This window comes from Methylobacterium oxalidis (genome assembly GCF_007992195.1).
Taxonomy (GTDB): Bacteria; Pseudomonadota; Alphaproteobacteria; order Rhizobiales; family Beijerinckiaceae; genus Methylobacterium; species Methylobacterium oxalidis.
Map to the genome: position 1 here is coordinate 95,873 of NZ_BJZU01000004.1, position 16,266 is coordinate 112,138.

A 16,266-nucleotide genomic window follows, 5' to 3' on the forward strand; every position below is an offset into this window, starting at 1 on the left:
GAGGGGTCAGGCGCTGACGCGCTCGGATTCGTTCGCGTCGAGGTGGCGGCCCTCGCGGTCGAGGTGCAGGTAGTTCACGTTGAACTGTGCGACGGCCTGGAGCGCGCGCAGGTCCGGGATCGACAGGCGCTTGCCACGCAGCACGATCAGGCCGCTCGCGCGCAACTCCTGCAGCACCCGGTTGACGTGCACGTTCGACAGGCCCGTCGCATCGCCGAGCTCCACCTGGGTGACCGGCAGCAGGCAGCTGTCGCCCTCCGTCAGCCCGACCCCGCGCAGCCGGATGAACAGCTCGCACAGGAGGTGCCCGATCCGCTCCAGGCCGGTGCGCTGGCCGAGGTTGACCGTCCACTCCCGCTGGATCGCCGCCGTCACCAGTGTCTCCCACCAGAGCGCCTGCGTGATGCGCGGGTGCTCGTCGGTCAGACGGAGCATCTGGTCGCGGTGGATCTCGGCCAGCCGCACGGGCGTGATGGTGCCGATCGCGTGGTCCATCTCGCGCAGGACGAAGACGTGCGGGTCGCACAGGTCGCCGGGCAGGAAGAACGAGATGATCTGCCGGCGCCCGTCCTCCAGCTGCTTGTAGCGGTAGGCCCAGCCCTCCAGGATCAGGTTGACGTGCTCGGGCGCGTCGCCCTCGCTGATGATGTCCTGATGGGCGCCGAGGAACCGGACCTTCTGCGTCGCGGTATTCACAACAGCCTGCCGGTTCGACGCGGACAGGCGCGTAAACTGTTCGAGCTTGCGGATGAGGTGCTGCGGCATGCCCACCACTGCGACGCGGAAGCGCAACCACACTAGCACGACCTCGGACCCAAAAACTTACGTATGTGAACTTTGAAACTTGGGCGGTGGGCCTGCGTATTGATTCATCACGGATCGTTCGATCCGCTCCACGAACGTGGCTGGGCCACCGAATGCCCCACTATTACTTTCATCTGCGTACCCCGCACGGGCTCCAGTGGGACACGGAGGGCGTCCCGTTCACGGGTCTCGACGAGGCCTATCTCGACGTCTGCCGGGCGATCGCGGAGATGGCTGTCGACCTGATCCAGGCCGGGATGCCGCGGGTTGAGCTCCTGCGCTACGATTTTGAGATCGCGGATCGCGAGGGACGCCTCCTGATGGACGTCCCGTTCGCGGAAGTCCTCGACCGGAACTCCGTCCCGGCGCGGCACCGGGGCGGACGGGGCGCAGGCGCCGAGATCGAGCGGACCCGGCACCTGATCGCGCTGCTGCACCAGCAGCGGGAGGCCCTATGCGCCAACCTGTCCCGGACCCGGGAACTCCTCGACCGTCTCCGATCCAGGGACCGCGACCCGCGAACGATGCACCGGGCCTGAGCTTCGCCCGATCCATCAACCTTACGATCCGAAAGCCGGGCACAGCGGCGACATGACCCGCGGAGACCGTCGCGCCCCGCGCTAGAATACGGCTTCGCCGGGCCGCGCCCGCCAACCAGCCCGTGAGGCCGCGTCCCGTGTCATCGGCTGCAGAGATCGACGCCGGCAGGATCGCCGAGAGCCGCGCCGCTCCGGCCACCCGGGACATCCCGGACTGGATGCGGGTCGCGCTGAACGGCACGGTCATCGTCGTGTTCTGGAACCATCTCTGGTTCTCGGACCTCAGCGACCGCTCGCTGCTGGAGGCGGCCGAGTCCGGCAGCTTCCTGACGCAGGCCACCTTCATCGGGCTCGGGCTCGCCATGGCAGCCGCCCTCTGGCACCTCGGCCTCGAGCGCCTGCGGCCGCTCCTCAGCTGGCCGATCCTCCTGTGCGCCGGCTGGCTCGCACTCACCATCCTGACCTCCGTCGAGCCGCTGCTCTCGATCCGGCGCTCGATCCTGCTCCTCATCGCCGCGATGCTCGCAGCGGGCGTCCTGGTCGTGGCGCGCTCGGCGCGCCAGTTCGCGCTGACGCTCGCGGGAAGCGCGCTCATCATCGTCGTCTCCTCCTTCCTGGCGGTCGCCCTCGTCCCGCACCTCGCGGTCCACTCGGCCTTCGACGTGCAGGCGGAGCCGGACCACGCGGGCCTCTGGCGCGGGATCTTCCCGCACAAGAACGAGGCCGGCTCGGTGATGGTGATCCTGATCCTCGTCGGTCTCTACGTCGCGGCGACGGCGAGCCGGTTCTACGGCTGGACGATCGTGGTGCTCTCCGCGATCTTCCTCGTCGGCGCGGGCTCGAAGACCGCGATGGCGACGCTGCCGGTCATCCTCGTCGTCACCAGCCTGTGCCAGGTGGTCCGCGGCCGCGTGCTGCGCGTCCTCCTCCTCGTCGCGCCGATCCTCGCCTTCTCGGTGATCTCGATCGGGTCGGTCTTCATTCCGCCGGTGAAGGAGGTGCTTGAAGCCCTCCTCAAGGACGCGACCTTCACGGGTCGCAGCGAGATCTGGCAATTCGCCGTCGAGAACATCCTCAACCGGCCGCTGCAGGGCTGGGGCTACGGTGCCTTCTGGCTCACCGAGCGCACGATGTACGGCAGCGCCACGATCTCGACCTGGGTGAACTCGGCGCGCCACGCGCACAACGCATTCCTGGACTCGGCCCTGACCACGGGCTTCCCCGGCCTCGTCCTCGCGCTGCTCGCCTACGTCTACGGCCCCTTGCGCGACCTGAACCGGATCGCGGCCGACCGGCCCCTCGACCCGACCACGATGCTGTTCCTGCGCCTGTGGTTCTTCGCGATGATCTCGGCCTCGTTCGAATCGGTGCTGTTCAACGGCAACAATCCGACCTGCTGCATGGTGATGCTCGCGATCTTCGGGCTGCGCATGCGCACGCAGCACGCGCTGGTCCGAGGCTGAGGCGGCTCACTCCGGCAGGGCGAACACCACTAGGGCGTCGCCGGTGCCGAAGCCCGAGGCCTTGGTGAAGGACGAGCCGCCGGCCGCGACCGCCACGTATTGCCGCCCGTCGACCGTGTAGGTCACCGGCGGCCCGCTGATCCCGGCCCCGCACTGAAAGCGCCACAGGATGCGCCCGTCGCGCGCATCGTGCGCGTCGAGGTGCCCGTCCTCCTCGCCCGAGAAGACGAGGCCGCCGGAGGTCGAGAGTGTGCCCCCGGACAGCCGGCTCCCCGCCTTCACCGACCATGCGATCCGCCCGCCCGCCCCGAGATCGACCGCGGTGAGCGTGCTGAAGGCCGGCTCGCCGCGCGCCTCGCTCGTCTCGGTGTAGCGGATCTCCGGGCGACCGCTCGCCGCGGGCACGGTCTTGACCGTGTAGGTGGCCGCCCCGTGCCGGACCTGGGCGAAGGCGCGGGCCGCGACCGGGTCGTAGGCGACCGGATGCCAGGAAATCGCCCCGAGGGGGCCGGGGCTCACCACCGTGCCCTCAGGCGTCGGCGGGGCGTAGAGGTTCTTGTGCGCTATCACCGGCTCGGAGCGGGCGAGCAGGCGGCCGGTCGCGCGATCGTGCACGTAGATCCAGCCCGTCTTGCTCGCCTGCGCCACCGCCTTGACCGGCCCCTCGGCCGTCGCGTGGTCGAGGAGGAAGGGCGGGCTCGCCACGTCGTAGCCCCACTCCTCATGGGGAACCTGCTGGAAGTGCCAGCGCAACGCGCCCGTGCGCACGTCGAGGGCGACGAGGCTCATCGTGTAGAGGTTGTCGCCCGGGCGCGTCAGGCCGAAATTCTGCGGCGCCGGGTTGCCGGTGCCGAGATAGATTAGGCCGAGATCCGGGTCGAAGGCCGGCGTCATCCAGAGGGAGCCCCCGCCGACCCGCCATGCCTCGGCGTATTGGGGTGCCGCCGCCTTCTCAGCGGCGATGTCGCGGTGGAGCGGCACGCCGTCCGGCGTCGTCGTGCGGTAATCGCCCTCCCAGCCGTCGGCCTTCGTGACGTACCAGCGCCAGCGCTCCTCGCCGGTTCGGGCGTCGTAGGCGGCGAGCCAGCCGCGGCGGCCGTAACCGCCCTCGATGCCGACGACGGATCCGCCGTCGAGGCCGCCCCCGGCGTCCTCCACGTGCAGCCCGTAGCCCGCCCCCGTCACGCCGACGATGACGAGGCCTTCCGCCACGAGGGGCGGCATCTTGAAGCCGAGGCGGCTCGAGCCCTGCACCGGCTTGTCGCCGAGCTGCGCGGCCAGCACCGAGGCGGTCTCGGTCTCGCCCTCCTCCGGGCGCACTGCCTCCCGGTCCCAGACGAGGCGGCCGGTCTTCGCGTCGAGGGCGATCACGCGCCCGTCCATCGTCGCCTCGTAGACGAGGCCGTCGGAGACCGCGACGCCCCGATTCGAGGGCGGACCGAAGATCTTCTCCGTCCGCACCCTGTGCGTGTAGGTCCAGATCACCCGGCCGGTCTTCGCGTCGAGGGCGGCCACGTGGTTGCCGGTCGCCGAGACGTACATCACGCCCTCGACGATGACGGGCTCGGCCTGGAAGTAGCCGGTGATTCCGGTCTGGAAGATCCAGGCCGGGCGCAGCCGGGCCACGTTGCCGCGGTCGATCTGCGCGAGATCCGCGTGGTGCCGGTTTGAGGCGTCGCCCCCGAACATCGGCCAGTCCGCGCTCCAAGCGGCGCAGGGGACGAGGGCGGCCAGTGCCAGGGCCGCCGCGGCGAGGCGCCGGCTCACGACCGCGCCGCCCGGGCGAGCTGACCCGGCGTGTCCGGGGCGCCCATCGCCTGCGCCACCTCGGCCGCGGTCTGGCCGCCGGCATCGCGCCGGCTGGGATCGGCGCCGTGAGCGAGGAGGAGATCGACCAGCTCGGTCCGGTTGAACATCGCGGCGACCATCAGAGCCGTGCGGCTGCCGTCGCCGAGACCGTCGACCGCGGCGCCGTGGTCGAGCAGGAGCCTCGCGATGGCAGTCTCCCCCTTGAAGGCGGCGCCCGCGAGCGGCGTCTGGCCGCGATCGTTGGCGAGCTCGGGGTCGCCGCCGGCTTCCAGGATCGTGCGGGCCGCTGCCTCCTGCCCGTTATAGGCCGCGAGCATCAGCAGGGTGTCCCCCTTGTCGTTGCGCAGGTTCGCGGGCAGACCCTGGTCGAACAGGGTGGCCAGTTCGTCGGCGTGCCCCATCCGGGCCATCTGGAAGACCCGGCCGGCGAAGGCGATGGTCTCGTCGTCGAGGGCGGGCGGCGTGTTCGGATCGGAGGACATCGGCATCTCGGGATCGGCAGGGTCCGGTCCTGCCGCATCTGGAGCCGAGCGCCCCGGCTGTCCAGCGGCGCGGACAGTCCGCGGGTCAGCGACAGGTTGGAGCAGGCGGGTGAGGGGAGCCACCTGCGAGCGGCGCGAGCCCTCTCGGCTGCTCGATGCACGATCTCGCGGCGGCGTGCGGCGTGTCCTTCTCCACGGCTCGATGCCCGGACGAGAATTCAGAGGCTGCAGCTGCCCATTCGTGACACGCGGCCATCGCCGCGCCGCGGATGACCGGAATCCTCTCGCTTCCCGACGGCGACGTGATCGCCGTGGCGTGGAGCTGAGCTGAGGCCGGGGGCACCGCCCTTTCCGGCGAGGGCCCGAGTCGCCATATTCTGAACATGCCGAGTTCCAGAAAGCCCCGCCACGCCTCGGGCAAGGCCGAGAAGCCCGAGCTGAAGCCGCTCGACCCGTTCCTGGCCGAGTTGCTGAACCCGGCGCTGAACCGGAACCGCCTGCCCGAGCCATCCCGTGCCGAGGCCGCCGAGCCGAAGCGCAAGGGCCGCGGGGGCAAGCCTGGTCCGGCCGCCGGAACGGGCTTTACCGAGGTGCCGCAGGCGAGCTTCGCGCACGGCAATGCCGCCGACGTCGATCCGCGGCTCGCCCAGGCGCTCGGCCTTCGCGACGGCGAGGACGGGCCGGCCCCCGAGGGCGCGGTCGAGGACGGGCAGACGTCGCTCGCTGCCGACGGCGTCTCCGCCACGGTCGACGCGCTCCAGAGGCTCCTGACCGAGGGCAACCCGCTCTTCAAGGACGGCCAGACCTGGGTGCCGCACCGGCCGGAGCGCCCGCAGAAATCGGAGGGCGGCGTCGCCTTCCGGCTCAAGTCCGATTTCACTCCGGCGGGCGACCAGCCGACCGCCATCGCCGAACTCGTCGCGGGCGTGAAGGGGGCCGAGCGCGACCAGGTGCTGCTCGGCGTCACGGGCTCGGGCAAGACCTTCACCATGGCCAAGGTGATCGAGGAGACGCAGCGCCCGGCGCTGATCCTCGCGCCGAACAAGACGCTGGCCGCGCAGCTCTACGGCGAGTTCAAGAGCTTCTTTCCCGACAACGCGGTCGAGTACTTCGTCTCCTACTACGACTACTACCAGCCGGAGGCCTACGTCCCGCGATCGGACACGTTCATCGAGAAGGAGAGCTCGATCAACGAGCAGATTGACCGCATGCGCCACGCGGCGACCCGCGCCCTCCTGGAGCGGGACGACGTGATCATCGTCGCCTCGGTCTCGTGCATCTATGGCATCGGCTCGGTCGAGACCTACACGGCGATGTCCTTCACCGTGAGCCTCGGCGAGAAGATCGAGCAGCGCCAGCTCATCGCCGACCTCGTGGCGCTGCAGTACAAGCGCATCCAGTCGGACTTCGCCCGCGGCACCTTCCGGGTGCGCGGCGACGTGATCGAGCTGTGGCCCGCCCACCTGGAGGATCGCGGCTGGCGGATCGGGCTGTTCGGCGACGAGATCGAATCGATCGTCGAGTTCGACCCGCTCACGGGCAAGAAGATCAACGAGCTGAAGTTCGTGAAGGTCTACGCCAACAGCCACTACGTGACGCCGCGCCCGACGCTGCAGCAGGCGATCAAGGGGATCAAGACGGAGCTGAAGAGCCGCGTCGAGGAGCTGACCCGGATGGGCCGCCTGATCGAGGCGCAGCGCATCGAGCAGCGCTGCACCTTCGACATCGAGATGATCGAGGCGACGGGCTCCTGCAACGGCATCGAGAACTATTCCCGCTACCTCACGGGCCGCAAGCCCGGCGAGCCGCCGCCGACGCTGTTCGAGTACCTGCCCGACAACGCTATCGTCTTCACGGACGAGAGCCACGTCACGGTGCCGCAGATCGGCGGCATGTACCGGGGCGACTTCCGCCGCAAGGCGACGCTCGCCGAGTACGGCTTCCGCCTGCCCTCCTGCCTCGACAACCGCCCCCTGCGCTTCGAGGAATGGGACGCGATGCGCCCGCAATCGGTCCACGTCTCGGCGACGCCGGGCAAGTGGGAGATGGAGCGCACGGCGGGCGTGTTCGCCGAGCAGGTGATCCGCCCGACTGGCCTCGTCGATCCGGTGATCGAGGTGCGCCCGGCCCGGAGCCAGGTCGACGACCTCCTCGGCGAGGTCCGCGAGGTCGCCCAGGCCGGCTACCGCACGCTCGTGACCACCCTGACGAAGCGCATGGCCGAGGACCTCACCGAGTACCTGCACGAGAACGGGGTGCGGGTGCGCTACATGCACTCGGACATCGACACGCTGGAGCGCATCGAGATCATCCGCGACCTGCGGCTCGGCGCCTTCGACGTGCTCATCGGCATCAACCTGCTGCGCGAGGGCCTCGACATCCCCGAATGCGCCCTCGTCGCCATCCTCGACGCGGACAAGGAGGGCTTCCTCCGCTCCGAGACCTCGCTGGTGCAGACGATCGGACGCGCGGCCCGCAACGCCGAGGCCCGCTGCATCCTCTATGCCGATCAGGTCACCGGCTCGATGGAGCGGGCGATGGCCGAGACCGAGCGGCGGCGCCAGAAGCAGCTCGCCTACAACGCCGAGCACGGCATCACCCCGCAATCGGTCAAGCGCGGCATCGCCGACATCCTCGACAGCGTGTTCGAGCGCGACCATGTCCAGGTCGACACGGGCCTCGCCAAGGACGCGGTCACGGTCGGCCACAATTTGAAGGCCGTGCTGGCCGACCTCGAGAAGCGGATGCGGGCGGCCGCGGCCGATCTCGACTTCGAGGAGGCGGCGCGGCTGCGCGACGAGCTCAAGCGGCTCCAGGCCACCGAGCTTCTCGTCGCTGACGACCCGATGGCTCGGCAGGCGGACGTCGAGCGCGAAGCCGGCCGCTTCGGCGAGCGCGGGCGCAAGGGGGCGCCCTCCGGCGGCAGCCGGATCGCCAAGCCCAGCCTCGACGACATGGGCCCGGGCACCGACCGCGAGTTACCGGTCGGCGGCCCCGCACCCCAGTGGCAGGAGCGGCCGAAGGCGCGCTCGACGCAAGGGGTCGGCGGCCAGCGCCCGAAATACAAGGGCCGTCGCGGCCGCTGAGGGCGGGCTGGAACCGGGAGGAGGCTCGCGCTTTCCTTAGGCACGACGCCGCAGCCCCTTGCGGCCCACCTTGCCTGCCCCGGAGCGCCCGCCGTGACCTCCTCCCGCCGCAGCCTTCGTCGCAGCCTTCGTCCCCGCGCCGGTGGCGCGGCCACGGGGCTGTTCCTCGGCGGCCTCCTCGTCGCCGCCACCGCCGCCATCGCCGTGCCGGCCAAGGCGCAGAGCGTCGACAGCCGGCGCGACCAGCCGACCGCCTCGACCCTGCCCTCCGACTTCCCGACCCTGAAGGGCGGCGAGAGCGCGGCCGATACCCGCGGCCCCGGCGGCGTGGCGCCGCCGAGCGCGATGCGCCCCAGCACTACGGTGATGTCCTCCTCGGAGGGCGGCAAGGGCTCCGTGACGAACCCCCTCGACCACCTGCCGAAGAGCGACCGCGCGCGCGGTCGCCGCGAGTAGCCCGGACGGCTCCGATCTCGCCCTGAGATCCGCCCGCGCGGCAACCGCGCCCGCACCTTCGCCGTTGAGTGGCAGGTGCCAGCGAGGGAGCGCGAGATGGGTCTGCTGGATTCGGTGATCGGCGGGGTTCTGGGCCAGGTGCTCGGCGGCGGGCGCGGCGGCCATTCCGGCCAGGATTCCTCCGCCGGCATGTCGCCGCTGGTGAAGGCGCTGCTGATGCTGCTGATGGCCAAGGGCGCGAGCGGCGGCTTCGGCGACATCTTCGGGCGCGGGGGCCCGCGCCACGAGCCCGACTACGAGCCGGGGCCGGAGGACGACCGCTCCGGCGGCGCCGGGCCCTACGGCCGCGACGACCGCGACCCCTCGGGCGACATCGGCGGGTTCAACCAGGGCGGCTACGACCCGAGCGGCGCCCGCCGCGACGGCCCTCCGCGCGAGGGCGATTTCAGCGACCTCGCCGGCATGCTTGACGGCCCGGGCGATTCCGGCCCCGGCCCCTCGCAAGGGTACGGCCGCGATCCCGGCGCCGGCCCCTACGCCCATCTCGACCGAGAGCCGGACGACGCGTTCGGGCATGGCGGCCCGGGCGGCCCCGACCTCGGGGGCCTCGACGGCCTGATCGACCGCTTCCAGCGCGGCGGCCTCGGCGACGTCATCGGCTCCTGGATCGGCCACGGCCAGAACCGGCCGGTCCAGCCGAACCAGCTCGCCGATGCGCTCGGCCCTGACACGCTCGACACGCTGGAGCGCCAGACGGGGATGGACCGGAGCGCGCTCCTGTCTCAGCTCGCGCAGGTGCTGCCGGAGGTGATCAACGGACTGACGCCGCAGGGGCGGGTTCCGAGCGGGGAGGAGCGGAGGGGTTGGTGAGTACCAGTAACCATCGAAAGCAGCGGAGTTGAGCCACCTATACTCAACTCTAAAGCCGGCTATTTAGACGCGCCGCATTACCAGCGACGCATTCGTCCCGCCAAACCCGAACGAATTCGACAGCACCACGTCGACCCGCTTGCGCTTCGCCTCGTGCGGCACGAGGTCGATCGCGGTCTCGACGCTCGGGTTGTCGAGGTTGAGAGTCGGGGGCAGCACGCCATCGCGGATTGCGAGGACCGAGAAGATCGCCTCGACGGAGCCCGCGGCGCCCAGAAGGTGCCCGATGGCGGACTTCGTGGAGGACATCGAGGCCTTGGAGGCGGCCGGGCCGAGCAGGCGCTCGACGGCCTTCAGCTCCAGTTCATCGCCCATCGGCGTCGAGGTGCCGTGCGCGTTGATGTAGTCGATCTCGGACGGATCGATGCCGGCGCGCTTCACGGCGGCCGTCATGCAGCGGAAGGCGCCGTCCCCGTCCGGCGAGGGCGAGGTGATGTGGTAGGCGTCGCCCGAGAGGCCGTAGCCGACGATCTCGGCGTAGATTTTGGCGCCGCGCGCCTTCGCGTGCTCGTACTCCTCCAGCACCACGATGCCGGCGCCCTCGCCCATGACGAAGCCGTCGCGGTCCTTGTCGTAGGGGCGCGAGGCGCGGGTCGGCTCCTCGTTGAAGCCCGTGGAGAGGGCGCGACAGGCGGCGAAGCCCGCGAGCGAGAGCCGGTTGACCGGCGATTCGGCGCCGCCCGCCACCATGACGTCGGCGTCCCCCAGCGCGATCAGGCGGGCGGCGTCGCCCACCGCGTGCGCGCCCGTGGAGCAGGCGGTGACGACCGCGTGGTTCGGGCCCTTCAGCCCGTGCGCGATCGAGACCTGGCCCGAGGCGAGGTTGATGATGCGGCCCGGGATGAAGAAGGGGGAGACGCGCCGCGGCCCCTTTTCGTGCAGCGTGATCGAGGCGTCGTAGATGCCGCCGATGCCGCCGATGCCGGAGCCGATCAGCACGCCGGTGGCGTACTGGTCGGCGTCCGCCTTCGGGTGCCAGCCGGCGTCGTCGAGCGCCTCGTTCGCCGCCGCCATCGCGTAGACGATGAAGGGGTCGACCTTGCGCTGCTCCTTCACCTCCATCACCCGGTCGGGGTTGAAGGTGCCGTCCGTGCCGTCCCCGAGCGGGATCGAGCAGGCGATCTTGCAGGCGAGATCGTCGGTGGCGAAGGCCGTGACCTTCGCCGCCCCGCTGTCGCCCGCGATCAGGCGGCTCCAGGTGTGCTCGACCCCGCTGCCCAGCGGCGTGACCATGCCCAGACCCGTGACGACCACCCGACGCATCGCGCTATCCCGAACCGTTCCGTCTCAAGAGAACGGCGGGCGGGGCGTTTCGGCCCCGGCCGCGCCGCTCGAAAAATTTTTACGCCGAGTTCTTCTCGAGGAACTTCACCGCATCGCCGACCGTCTGGATGGTCTCGGCGGCATCGTCCGGGATCTCGACGTTGAACTCCTCCTCGAACGCCATCACGAGCTCGACGGTGTCGAGGCTGTCGGCGCCGAGATCGTCGATGAAGTTCGCGCCCTCGACCACCTTCTCGGGCTCCACGCCCAGGTGCTCGACGACGATCTTCTTCACGCGCTCAGCGATATCGCTCATTGTTGGTCCTCGTGTATCCGTCGTGATGGTGAAGGCGCCGTGGCCGCTCTCCCGTCGCCGGGCGTTTGCCTGGAGCGGCCGGTGTCCGATCGCGTGTCGTCTTGGACTTGCAACCCGCTGAACCGTCAACCCCCCTTGCACGGCTGCCGGGGTGTTAACACAGGGTTCCCGCGCTGGCGAGAGCCGGTTCACGAACCGTTCATCGGTGTGGTTTTCCGAACGATTTCCTCGGGTTGCGCCCCGGCCGGATCGCTGCGCCGCGGCATGGCCAACGCGCCCGCGCGTGGCAATCCACGGTTCAGTACATGGCCATGCCGCCATTCACGTGCAGGGTGTGGCCGGTGACGTAGGCGGCCTCGTCCGAGGCGAGATAGACGGTGGCCGCCGCCACCTCGGCGCCGTTGCCGAGCCGGCCCATCGGCACTCGCGAAAGGATGCCCTCGCGCTGCTTCTCGTTGAGCTCGTCCGTCATCGGCGAGGCGATGAAGCCCGGGGCGATGCAATTCACGGTGATGTTGCGGGAGGCGACCTCGGCGGCGAGCGCCTTGGTGAGCCCGACGAGGCCGGCCTTGGCCGCCGCGTAGTTGCCCTGGCCCGGGTTGCCGGTGGAGCCCACCACCGAGCCGATGTTGACGATGCGGCCGGAGCGGCGGCGCATCATGCCCTTCACGGCCGCCCGCGACAGGCGGAAGGCGGCGGTGAGGTTCACCGCCAGCACGTGCTCCCACTCCTCGTCCTTCATGCGCAGGAACAGGTTGTCCCGGGTGATGCCCGCGTTGTTCACGAGGATGTCGAGGCCGCCGAGGGCCGATTCGGCCGCCGGCACCAGGGCCTCCACCGCCTGCGTATCGGCGAGGTTGCAGGGCGTGACGTGGGCCCGCTCGCCCCCGAGCTCCGAGGCCAGCGCGTCGAGCGCCTCCTGCCGTGTGCCCGAGAGCGCCACCGACGCCCCTTGCGCGTGCAGCGCCCGGGCGATGGCCCCGCCGAGGCCGCCGGTGGCGCCGGTGACGAGTGCCTTGCGGCCGGTGAGATCGAACATGGGGCGGTCCTTCTGCAAGTCGTCCTGCGCGTCGCCGGCTCAGAGGGTCGGGAAGGCCGCGACGTCGTCGGGGGTGCCGACCGGGCTCGCCGCGGCGTCCGGCGCGATCCGCCGGACGAGGCCGGTCAGCACCTTGCCGGCGCCGAGTTCGTGGAACGTGTCGACGCCGGCCGCGGCCATTGCCGTGACGCACTCGCGCCAGCGCACGGTGCCGGTCACCTGCTCGACGAGCGCGGCGCGGATCGCCTCCGGCGTCGTCACGGGCGCGGCCAGCACGTTGGCGTAGACGGGGATGACGGGGGCGGCGACGCGCACCGTCTCCAGCGCCTCCCGCATCGCCTCGGCGGCGGGGGCCATCAGGCTGCAGTGGAAGGGGGCGGAGACGTTGAGGAGCACCGCCCGCTTGATGCCGCGCCCCTGGGCGAGCGCCACCGCCCGCTCCACCGCCGCGCGGTGGCCGGAGAGAACGACCTGCCCGGCCCCGTTGTCGTTCGCCACGTCGCAGACGCCGTCCCCGGCGGCCTCCGCCGCGATGGTGCGGGCATCCTCCAGCTCCGCGCCGATCAGCGCCGCCATGGCGCCCTCGCCCGGCGCCACCGCCCGCTGCATGGCCTCCCCGCGGGTGCGCAGGAGGCGCGCCGCATCCGCCACCGAGAAGGTGCCGGCCGCCGCGAGCGCCGCGTACTCGCCGAGCGAGTGGCCGGCGACGCAGGCGACGTCGCGGGCGAGGTCGAGGCCGCGCTCCGCCTCGAGCACGCGCAGCACCGCGAGGCTCGCGGCCATCAGGGCGGGCTGGGCGTTCGCCGTGAGGGTCAGCTCGTCCGCCAGCCCCTCGAACATGATCCGCGACAGGTTCTGCGAGAGCGCCGCGTCGACCTCGGCGAAGACGTCGCGCGCGGCCGGGTGCGCCTCGGCCAGCGCCTTGCCCATGCCGACGGCCTGGCTGCCCTGGCCTGGAAAGATGAGTGCTCGCGTCATGGACCGCCGCCTCGCCGTCGATCGGGCTCTGAGAAGCGCGGCGCAGTCGCATCAGAGCCCACGGGTGTCAACAATGCAGCGCACAATTCCACGGCACCGCTCAGCTTGTTGCAGGGCGCCATCCGGTGTAAGACGCCCGATCATCACCGAAAATCCCAGCGCCTACGTCCAGGAAGGAGCCGCCGCCCATGGCTCGCGTCACCGTTGAAGACTGCATCGACAAGGTCGAGAACCGCTTCGAGCTGGTCCTGCTCGCCAGCCACCGCGCCCGCCTCCTGGCCGCCGGCGCACCGCTGACCGTCGACCGCGACCGCGACAAGAACCCGGTCGTGGCCCTGCGCGAGATCGGCGACGAGACCATCACGGCGGACGATCTCAAGGAGCAGCTGATCCACTCGATGCAGAAGTACGTCGAGGTGGACGAGCCGGAGGCCGAGACGGTGCCGCTGCTCTCCTCCTCGCCCGCCGCCGCGGCGGTGGCCCCGCAGGCCGCCTCCAGCGACGACAGCGCGGTGCAGTTCGACCGGATGAGCGAGGAGGATCTCCTGCGCGGCCTGGAGAACCTCGCCCCGCCGGTCGAGACGGACGACGAGGGCGACTGAGCCTCGAGGCGTCGCAATCGCCCTGCGAGAACCCGGCCGCGAGGCCGGGTTCTCTCGTTTCGGGCCGAGATTCATGCGCCTGCGACCCCTTGGGGCTGGCGCGCGCCTGTGCGATGCGGGAGACTTTCGCCCGATCGCGCGGGGAGCGCGTGCCGCCGGGGTCTCGCGGCGAGGCGAGCAGCAGGGGAAGGGTCCGTCGGCGGATGATGCGCCAGTATGAACTCGTGGAGCGGGTGAAACGCTACAATCCCGCCGCGAACGAGGGCCTGCTCAACCGCGCCTACGTCTACGCCATGCGCGCCCACGGCACGCAGAAGCGCGCCTCCGGCGACCCGTTCTTCGCCCATCCCCTCGAGGTCGCGGCGATCCTGACGGATCTGCGCCTCGACGACGCCACCATCGTCGCCGCGGTCCTGCACGACACGGTGGAGGACACTGCCGCCACCCTCGACGAGATCCGCGAGCTGTTCAGCCCCGAGATCGGCGCCCTCGTCGACGGGCTGACGAAGCTGAAGCGGCTCGATCTCGTCTCGAAGCGGGCGGCGCAGGGCGAGAACTTCCGCAAGCTGCTGCTGGCGGTCGCGGCGGACGTGCGCGTGCTCCTCGTGAAGCTCGCCGACCGCCTGCACAACATGCGCACCCTCCACCACATGCCGCCCGAGAAACGGGTGCGCATCGCGGAGGAGACCCTCGACATCTACGCGCCGCTCGCCGGCCGCATGGGCATGCAGGAGCTGCGCGACGAGCTGGAAGACCTCGCCTTCCATAACCTGAAGCCCGAGATCTACGCCACCATCACGCAGCGCCTCACCGATCTCTCGGCGAAGTCCGAGCGTCTCGTCGACAGCATCGAGCAGGACCTGACCGCGAAGCTCGCCGCCCGCGGCATCCGGGCCGAGGTCTCGGGCCGCCAGAAGCGGCCCTACTCGATCTGGTCCAAGATGGAGCGGAAATCCGTCGCCTTCGAGCAGCTCTCCGACATCTTCGGCTTCCGCGTCGTCGTCGAGACGGTGGCCGACTGCTACGGGGCGCTCGGCGTCGTCCACACGAGCTGGCCGATGGTGCCCGGCCGCTACAAGGACTACATCTCGACCCCCAAGCAGAACGACTACCGCTCGATCCACACCACCGTGATCGGCCCGAAGAGCCAGCGCGTCGAGCTGCAGATCCGCACGGCGGAGATGGACGAGATCGCCGAGTACGGCATCGCCGCCCACGCCCACTACAAGGAGGCCAACAAGGAGGGCGACGGCTCGATCCACCCGAAGCTCGCCACCGAGAGCGGCGCCTACCAGTGGCTGCGCCGCACGATCGAGCTGCTGGCCGAGGGCGACAGCCCGGAGGAGTTCCTGGAGCACACCAAGCTCGAGCTGTTCCAGGACCAGGTCTTCTGCTTCACGCCGAAGGGCCGGCTGATCGCGCTGCCCCGGGGGGCGACGCCGATCGACTTCGCCTACGCGGTCCACACCGACATCGGCAACACCGCGGTCGGCGCCAAGATCAACGGGCGGATGGCGCCCCTCCTGCACGAGCTCGCCAATGGCGACGAGGTCGAGATCGCCCGCTCCGACGGGCAGACGCCGCCGGCCGCCTGGGAATCCCTCGTCGTCACCGGCAAGGCGCGCGCCGCGATCCGGCGGGCGACGCGCTCGGCGGTGCGCCGGCAATACGCGGGCCTCGGCCGCCAGATCCTCGACAGGGCCTTCGAGCGGGCGGGCAAGAGCTTCTCCGAGGACAAGCTGCGGGGCGCCCTCCCCCGGCTCGCCCGCGGCTCCACCGAGGACGTGTTCGCGGCGGTGGGGCGCGGCGAGATGTTCTCGGGCGACGTGGTCCGGGCGGTCTACCCGGACTACAAGGACGAGCGGCGGGCCGGCGGAGCCTCCGTGCAGCAGCCGCTCGCCAACGGAGCCGGTCGCCTCAGCCGCTCGAAGGACCAGACGATGCGGCTGACCTTCCCCGGCGGCAACGGCGCCGCCGAGGGGGAGCAGGCGGACGCGATCCCGATCCGGGGGCTGGCCGGCGACCTGCCCGTCAGCTTCGCCCCGAACGGCGGGGCCGTGCCGGGAGACCGCATCGTCGGCATCCTGACGCCGGGGGTCGGGGTCACGATCTACCCGATCCAGTCCGCGGCGCTCGCCGCCTTCGACAACGAGCCCGACCGCTGGCTCGACGTCCGCTGGGACGTGGAAGCCGGATCGAGCGAGCGCTTCCCCGCGCGCATCGCCCTGCAATCGATCAACGAGCCGGGGACGCTCGCCCAGATCGCCCAGGTCATCGCCGACCACGACGGCAACATCGACAACGTCTCGATGAAGCGGCGCACGCAGGACTTCACGGAGATCGTCATCGATCTCTCGGTCTGGGACCTGCAGCACCTCAACGCCATCATCGCGGAGCTGCGCGGCAAGCGCGCCGTGAGCCGCGTCGACCGCGTGAACGGCTGATCGGGCGCTCGCTTGCCTCCCCGCGTCGCCGCTGCCACAAGCGGCCCGTTCGTCC

The 16,266-nt window shown here is 70.8% G+C and carries 14 protein-coding genes; 7 read left to right on the forward strand and 7 right to left on the reverse strand.

What is annotated here, in order from left to right; all coding sequences use genetic code 11:
- Positions 1–6: 6 nt before the first annotated feature.
- Positions 7–765 carry a Crp/Fnr family transcriptional regulator gene (locus tag MOX02_RS02110; protein WP_147024072.1) on the reverse strand — a complete coding sequence of 253 codons (759 nt, stop codon included), beginning with the start codon at positions 763–765 and terminating at the stop codon, positions 7–9.
- Between the two features lie 152 nt (positions 766–917).
- Between MOX02_RS02110 and MOX02_RS02115 the strand changes: the two genes are divergently transcribed.
- Together MOX02_RS02115 and MOX02_RS02120 are read left to right on the forward strand one after the other, a co-directional pair.
- Positions 918–1,343: a DUF6894 family protein gene (locus MOX02_RS02115; protein WP_147024073.1), complete on the forward strand. Its 426-nt coding sequence runs from the start codon at positions 918–920 to the stop codon at positions 1,341–1,343.
- A 137-nt stretch (positions 1,344–1,480) separates the two neighbouring features.
- Positions 1,481–2,806 carry an O-antigen ligase family protein gene (locus MOX02_RS02120; protein WP_238179666.1) on the forward strand — a complete coding sequence of 442 codons (1,326 nt, stop codon included), beginning with the start codon at positions 1,481–1,483 and terminating at the stop codon, positions 2,804–2,806.
- A 6-nt stretch (positions 2,807–2,812) separates the two neighbouring features.
- On the opposite strand, the gene MOX02_RS02125 is transcribed toward MOX02_RS02120, so the two are convergent.
- Entirely contained in the window at positions 2,813–4,573 is a 1,761-nt protein-coding gene (locus MOX02_RS02125) for a pyrroloquinoline quinone-dependent dehydrogenase (protein WP_373866705.1), read from the reverse strand.
- The gene (locus MOX02_RS02130; RefSeq protein ID WP_147024074.1) at positions 4,570–5,097 is read right to left on the reverse strand and encodes an ankyrin repeat domain-containing protein; all 528 of its coding nucleotides are present in this window, start codon (positions 5,095–5,097) and stop codon (positions 4,570–4,572) included. The genes MOX02_RS02125 and MOX02_RS02130 overlap by 4 nt, the downstream gene beginning before the upstream one ends.
- 383 nt (positions 5,098–5,480) lie before the next feature.
- Here MOX02_RS02130 and uvrB point away from each other — a divergent pair, with 383 nt between their 5' ends.
- The 3 genes from uvrB to MOX02_RS02145 all read left to right on the forward strand — a co-directional run bounded on the left by uvrB (position 5,481) and on the right by MOX02_RS02145 (position 9,509).
- A complete protein-coding gene (gene uvrB / locus MOX02_RS02135) occupies positions 5,481–8,183 on the forward strand; it encodes an excinuclease ABC subunit UvrB (protein ID WP_147024075.1) in 2,703 nt (900 codons plus the stop codon).
- Positions 8,184–8,276: 93 nt separating this feature from the next.
- Positions 8,277–8,639: a hypothetical protein gene (locus MOX02_RS02140; protein ID WP_147024076.1), complete on the forward strand. Its 363-nt coding sequence runs from the start codon at positions 8,277–8,279 to the stop codon at positions 8,637–8,639.
- 96 nt (positions 8,640–8,735) lie between these two features.
- Positions 8,736–9,509, forward strand: coding sequence for a YidB family protein (locus tag MOX02_RS02145; protein WP_147024077.1), 774 nt, complete (start codon positions 8,736–8,738; stop codon positions 9,507–9,509).
- Positions 9,510–9,572: 63 nt separating this feature from the next.
- Here MOX02_RS02145 and fabF read toward each other — a convergent pair whose 3' ends face one another.
- The 4 genes from fabF to fabD form a co-directional block, all read right to left on the reverse strand.
- Entirely contained in the window at positions 9,573–10,832 is a 1,260-nt protein-coding gene (fabF, locus tag MOX02_RS02150) for a beta-ketoacyl-ACP synthase II (RefSeq protein WP_147024078.1), read from the reverse strand.
- A 79-nt stretch (positions 10,833–10,911) separates the two neighbouring features.
- On the reverse strand, positions 10,912–11,148 hold the full coding sequence (locus MOX02_RS02155) for an acyl carrier protein (RefSeq protein ID WP_018044468.1): 237 nt from the start codon (positions 11,146–11,148) through the stop codon (positions 10,912–10,914).
- A 298-nt stretch (positions 11,149–11,446) separates the two neighbouring features.
- A complete protein-coding gene (fabG, locus tag MOX02_RS02160; protein ID WP_147024079.1) occupies positions 11,447–12,187 on the reverse strand; it encodes a 3-oxoacyl-[acyl-carrier-protein] reductase in 741 nt (246 codons plus the stop codon).
- A gap of 39 nt (positions 12,188–12,226) precedes the next feature.
- Positions 12,227–13,165 (reverse strand): ACP S-malonyltransferase, encoded by a 939-nt coding sequence (fabD, locus tag MOX02_RS02165; protein WP_147024080.1) that lies wholly within the window; start codon positions 13,163–13,165, stop codon positions 12,227–12,229.
- A 188-nt stretch (positions 13,166–13,353) separates the two neighbouring features.
- Between fabD and rpoZ the strand changes: the two genes are divergently transcribed.
- Both rpoZ and MOX02_RS02175 read left to right on the forward strand, forming a co-directional pair.
- The gene (gene rpoZ, locus MOX02_RS02170; RefSeq protein WP_109890881.1) at positions 13,354–13,767 is read left to right on the forward strand and encodes a DNA-directed RNA polymerase subunit omega; all 414 of its coding nucleotides are present in this window, start codon (positions 13,354–13,356) and stop codon (positions 13,765–13,767) included.
- Between the two features lie 203 nt (positions 13,768–13,970).
- Entirely contained in the window at positions 13,971–16,211 is a 2,241-nt protein-coding gene (locus MOX02_RS02175; RefSeq protein WP_147024081.1) for a RelA/SpoT family protein, read from the forward strand.
- Positions 16,212–16,266 lie beyond the last annotated feature (55 nt).